This window comes from Bradyrhizobium sp. UFLA05-108, assembly GCF_059803455.1.
The window spans coordinates 1-507 of the sequence record NZ_JBANAZ010000283.1 but is presented as its reverse complement, the minus strand read 5'-3'; the positions used below and the strand labels follow the sequence as shown (position 1 = coordinate 507).

The window sequence follows — 507 nt, the reverse complement described above, 5'->3', positions numbered from 1 at the left end:
CGGCATTCAGACTACCGCCGAAATCGATCGCTACATGAGCATGGTCAACGACGACGTTTACCTGTTGTTCGATACCGGGCACGCCTACTATTCGGAAGGCAGCCAGCAGGCGATGATGGCGATCCTGGAGAAGTATCTGCCGCGCATCAACCACGTCCATCTGAAGGACGTGCGCGATGAGGTGGTGGCGGAAGTGAAGGCCAACAAGCTGAGCTTCCTCGATGGCGTGAAGAAGGGCACCTTCACCGTGCCGGGTGATGGCGTGATCGACTTCAGGCCGGTGTTCAAGCTGCTGGACGAGCGCGGTTACAAGGGATGGATGGTGGTGGAGGCCGAGCAGGATCCGGCGCTGGCCAACCCGTTCGAGTATGCGGTGAAAGCGCGCCGCTATATTCGGGAAACCGCCGGTATTTAAGCGGTAAGGGTGAATAAAGATCGAGGGGCGCTGCCAGCGCCCCTTTTTTGATGGCGGCGCGTTAGCCGCCGAGCGTTTGCCAGGTTGCGACC

The 507-nt window shown here is 59.6% G+C and carries 1 protein-coding gene; it reads left to right on the top strand.

Annotation, left to right across the window (positions count from 1 at the left end):
* Positions 1 to 415: TIM barrel protein (locus SO140_RS46500; RefSeq protein WP_498544282.1), on the top strand; the 415-nt coding region annotated here is incomplete at its 5' end.
* Between the last annotated feature and the right edge of the window lie 92 nt (positions 416 to 507).